This window comes from Streptococcus sciuri (assembly GCF_024814375.1).
Taxonomy (GTDB): Bacteria; Bacillota; Bacilli; order Lactobacillales; family Streptococcaceae; genus Streptococcus; species Streptococcus sciuri.
Genome location: NZ_JANUXX010000015.1, coordinates 1 through 5,382, shown reverse-complemented (window position 1 = coordinate 5,382; position 5,382 = coordinate 1). Strand labels below are relative to the sequence as shown.

The following is a 5,382-nucleotide window of genomic DNA, read 5'->3' as shown; positions in this document are numbered from 1 at the left end:
TATCAAAATTTGATAGACTAATGGAGCTGTCGGACGTCCTGTATTTTGTTACTTTTTTTGGAAAAAGTTTCAAAAAAGGGTTGACAAGGCTTAGGTAGTTTGATAGAATATAGGAGTTGTCTCGAGATGAGAGACAAAGACCTTTGAGAACTGAACAAGACGATGTGCAGGGCTTCTAGAAAGAAGTCAAGAAGAATAAATCTGTCAGAGAACAGAATGAGTTAACGCTCAAACTTTTTATAAATGAGAGTTTGATCCTGGCTCAGGACGAACGCTGGCGGCGTGCCTAATACATGCAAGTAGAACGCTGAGAGGAGGAGCTTGCTTTTTCTCAAAGAGTTGCGAACGGGTGAGTAACGCGTAGGTAACCTGCCTGGTAGTGGGGGATAACTATTGGAAACGATAGCTAATACCGCATAACAGTCCTTGTCGCATGGTAAGGACTTGAAAGATACAAATGTATCCCTATCAGATGGACCTGCGTTGTATTAGCTAGTAGGTGGGGTAAAGGCCTACCTAGGCGACGATACATAGCCGACCTGAGAGGGTGATCGGCCACACTGGGACTGAGACACGGCCCAGACTCCTACGGGAGGCAGCAGTAGGGAATCTTCGGCAATGGGGGCAACCCTGACCGAGCAACGCCGCGTGAGTGAAGAAGGTTTTCGGATCGTAAAGCTCTGTTGTAAGAGAAGAATGGTTATGGGAGTGGAAAGTCCATAACGTGACGGTATCTTACCAGAAAGGGACGGCTAACTACGTGCCAGCAGCCGCGGTAATACGTAGGTCCCGAGCGTTGTCCGGATTTATTGGGCGTAAAGCGAGCGCAGGCGGTTTCATAAGTCTGAAGTTAAAGGCAGTGGCTTAACCATTGTAGGCTTTGGAAACTGTGAGACTTGAGTGCAGAAGGGGAGAGTGGAATTCCATGTGTAGCGGTGAAATGCGTAGATATATGGAGGAACACCGGTGGCGAAAGCGGCTCTCTGGTCTGTAACTGACGCTGAGGCTCGAAAGCGTGGGGAGCGAACAGGATTAGATACCCTGGTAGTCCACGCCGTAAACGATGAGTGCTAGGTGTTGGGTTTTTTTATAGAACTCAGTGCCGGAGCTAACGCATTAAGCACTCCGCCTGGGGAGTACGACCGCAAGGTTGAAACTCAAAGGAATTGACGGGGGCCCGCACAAGCGGTGGAGCATGTGGTTTAATTCGAAGCAACGCGAAGAACCTTACCAGGTCTTGACATCCCGATGCTATTTCTAGAGATAGGAAGTTTCTTCGGAACATCGGAGACAGGTGGTGCATGGTTGTCGTCAGCTCGTGTCGTGAGATGTTGGGTTAAGTCCCGCAACGAGCGCAACCCTTATTGTTAGTTGCCATCATTAAGTTGGGCACTCTAGCGAGACTGCCGGTAATAAACCGGAGGAAGGTGGGGATGACGTCAAATCATCATGCCCCTTATGACCTGGGCTACACACGTGCTACAATGGCTGGTACAACGAGTTGCAAGTCGGTGACGGCAAGCTAATCTCTTAAAGCCAGTCTCAGTTCGGATTGTAGGCTGCAACTCGCCTACATGAAGTCGGAATCGCTAGTAATCGCGGATCAGCACGCCGCGGTGAATACGTTCCCGGGCCTTGTACACACCGCCCGTCACACCACGAGAGTTTGTAACACCCGAAGTCGGTGAGGTAACCAATTAGGAGCCAGCCGCCTAAGGTGGGATAGATGATTGGGGTGAAGTCGTAACAAGGTAGCCGTATCGGAAGGTGCGGCTGGATCACCTCCTTTCTAAGGAAAAAAGCAGAACTGTACATTGTCTTGTTTAGTTTTGAGAGGTCTTGTGGGGCCTTAGCTCAGCTGGGAGAGCGCCTGCTTTGCACGCAGGAGGTCAGCGGTTCGATCCCGCTAGGCTCCATTATCTAGGATACAAAGAGAAGTTTGGGTTACCTAATTTTCTGTATTCTAAGATATAAAAGATATAGTTCAAGTAATTGAACACGACCTCATTTTTTAGGAAAAAAGATAAATCTCCTTGTGTGCAAGCACACATCGTCGATTTCCTATTTTTCTATAAAAATGCCCAACAAGTTGGGACGGTCTTAGTATCTTAATCTTGTCCATTGAAAATTGAATAACTAACAAAAGTAACAAGAAATAAACCGAAACGCTGTGATTTAATGAGTTTAAGGTCAAGAGACCAAAATAAGGTTAAGTTAATAAGGGCGCACGGTGGATGCCTTGGCACTAGAAGCCGAAGAAGGACGTGACTAACGACGAAATGCCTTGGGTAGCTGTAAGTAAGCATTGATCCAGGGATGTCCGAATGGGGGAACCCACTAACTAATGGTTAGTATCCCTACCTGTTAAGGGTAGAGGAGGGAAGACGCAGTGAACTGAAACATCTAAGTAGCTGCAGGAAGAGAAAGCAAAAGCGATTGCCTGAGTAGCGGCGAGCGAAAAGGTAAGAGGGCAAACCAAAGAGTTTACTCTTTGGGGTTGTAGGACTGCACGATGCACTTAATGATTATAGACGAATCATCTGGGAAGATGAGCCAAAGAGAGTAAAAGCCTCGTAGTCGAAATAATGATTATAGCTAGCAGTATCCTGAGTACGGCGGGACACGAGGAATCCCGTTGGAATCTGGGAGGACCATCTCCTAACCCTAAATACTCTCTAGTGACCGATAGTGAACCAGTACCGTGAGGGAAAGGTGAAAAGTACCCCGGAAGGGGAGTGAAAAAGAACCTGAAACCGTGTGCCTACAAGAAGTTCGAGCCCGTTAATGGGTGAGAGCGTGCCTTTTGTAGAATGAACCGGCGAGTTACGTTTACGTGCGAGGTTAAGTTGAAGAGACGGAGCCGTAGGGAAACCGAGTCTTAATAGGGCGCTTTAGTACGTGGATGTAGACCCGAAACCATGTGACCTACCCATGAGCAGGGTGAAGGTGCGGTAAAACGCACTGGAGGCCCGAACCAGGGCACGTTGAAAAGTGCTTGGATGACTTGTGGGTAGCGGAGAAATTCCAAACGAACTTGGAGATAGCTGGTTCTCTCCGAAATAGCTTTAGGGCTAGCGTCGATGTTAAGTCTCTTGGAGGTAGAGCACTGTTTGGGTGAGGGGTTCATCCCGAATTACCAATCTCAGATAAACTCCGAATGCCAATGAGATATAATCGGCAGTCAGACTGCGAGTGCTAAGATCCGTAGTCGAAAGGGAAACAGCCCAGACCACCAGCTAAGGTCCCCAAATAATTGTTAAGTGGAAAAGGATGTGGGGTTGCACAGACAACTAGGATGTTAGCTTAGAAGCAGCTATTCATTCAAAGAGTGCGTAATAGCTCACTAGTCGAGTGACCCTGCGCCGAAAATGTACCGGGGCTAAAACAATTTACCGAAGCTGTGGATACCTATATGGGTATGGTAGGAGAGCGTTCTATGTGTGAAGAAGGTGTACCGTAAGGAGCGCTGGAGTGCATAGAAGTGAGAATGCCGGTATGAGTAGCGAAAGATGGGTGAGAATCCCATCCACCGTAAGACTAAGGTTTCCAGGGGAAGGCTCGTCCTCCCTGGGTTAGTCGGGACCTAAGGAGAGACCGAAAGGTGTATCCGATGGAGAACAGGTTGATATTCCTGTACTAGTGTATGAAGTGATGGAGGGACGCAGTAGGCTAGCTTGTCCTAGCGATTGGAAGTGCTAGGCTAAACAGTGAGGCGTGGTATGAGTTAAATGCTTATATCTATAACGTTAAGCTGTGATGGGTAGCGAAGTTTAGTAGCGAAGTGAGTGATGTCACACTGCCAAGAAAAGCTTCTAGCGATGTATCATACACTACCCGTACCGCAAACCGACACAGGTAGTCGAGGCGAGTAGCCTCAGGTGAGCGAGAGAACTCTCGTTAAGGAACTCGGCAAAATGGCCCCGTAACTTCGGGAGAAGGGGCGCTGGCTTTAAGTCAGCCGCAGTGAATAGGCCCAAGCAACTGTTTATCAAAAACACAGCTCTCTGCTAAATCGTAAGATGATGTATAGGGGGTGACGCCTGCCCGGTGCTGGAAGGTTAAGAGGAGTGCTTAGCGTAAGCGAAGGTGTGAATTGAAGCCCCAGTAAACGGCGGCCGTAACTATAACGGTCCTAAGGTAGCGAAATTCCTTGTCGGGTAAGTTCCGACCCGCACGAAAGGCGTAATGATTTGGGCACTGTCTCAACGAGAGACTCGGTGAAATTTTAGTACCTGTGAAGATGCAGGTTACCCGCGACAGGACGGAAAGACCCCATGGAGCTTTACTGCAGTTTGATATTGAGTATCTGTACCACATGTACAGGATAGGTAGGAGCCAAAGAAATTGGGACGCCAGTCTCAAAGGAGGCGATGTTGGGATACTACCCTTGTGTTATGGCTACTCTAACCTAGATAGGTTATCCCTATCGGAGACAGTGTCTGACGGGCAGTTTGACTGGGGCGGTCGCCTCCTAAAAGGTAACGGAGGCGCCCAAAGGTTCCCTCAGATTGGTTGGAAATCAATCGCAGAGTGTAAAGGTATAAGGGAGCTTGACTGCGAGAGTCACAACTCGAGCAGGGACGAAAGTCGGGCTTAGTGATCCGGTGGTTCCGCATGGAAGGGCCATCGCTCAACGGATAAAAGCTACCCTGGGGATAACAGGCTTATCTCCCCCAAGAGTTCACATCGACGGGGAGGTTTGGCACCTCGATGTCGGCTCGTCGCATCCTGGGGCTGTAGTCGGTTCCAAGGGTTGGGCTGTTCGCCCATTAAAGCGGCACGCGAGCTGGGTTCAGAACGTCGTGAGACAGTTCGGTCCCTATCCGTCGCGGGCGAAGGAAATTTGAGAGGATCTGCTCCTAGTACGAGAGGACCAGAGTGGACTTACCGCTGGTGTACCAGTTGTCTCGCCAGAGGCATCGCTGGGTAGCTATGTAGGGCAGGGATAAACGCTGAAAGCATCTAAGTGTGAAGCCCCCCTCAAGATGAGATTTCCCATGATTTTATATCAGTAAGAGCCCTGAGAGAAGAACAGGTAGATAGGTTAGGAGTGGAAGTTGTGTGAGCAATGTAGCGGACTAATACTAATAGCTCGAGGACTTATCCAAGATAAGTAATGAGAACGTAAAAAAAGCGTATGATTTATCTAAATCACTAGCTTTTTAGTTCGAATACCATTAAAAAAGAAACTCGATAATGCAGCGTAAGGTGAAGTTGTTACGATAAGTTATTCAATTTTGAGTAGATAAGACTTTCTATTCAGCAGTTAAGTGACGATAGCCTAGGAGATACACCTGTACCCATGCCGAACACAGCAGTTAAGTCCTAGCACGCCTGAAGTAGTTGGGGGTTGCCCCCTGTTAGATAGGGTAGTCGCTTGGC

1 tRNA gene and 3 rRNA genes are annotated in these 5,382 nt (G+C 48.4%); all 4 read left to right on the top strand.

Features of this window, described 5'->3' with window-relative positions:
- The first annotated feature begins 239 nt into the window (after positions 1–239).
- Positions 240–1,789 (top strand): 16S ribosomal RNA (locus NXS10_RS08500).
- Positions 1,790–1,843: 54 nt separating this feature from the next.
- Positions 1,844–1,916: transfer RNA gene (locus NXS10_RS08495), tRNA-Ala, on the top strand.
- Between the two features lie 291 nt (positions 1,917–2,207).
- A 23S ribosomal RNA gene (locus NXS10_RS08490) occupies positions 2,208–5,108 on the top strand.
- 158 nt (positions 5,109–5,266) lie between these two features.
- Positions 5,267–5,382 (top strand): 5S ribosomal RNA (rrf, locus tag NXS10_RS08485).
- Together the 16S, 23S and 5S rRNA genes with 1 tRNA gene alongside form the textbook arrangement of a ribosomal RNA operon.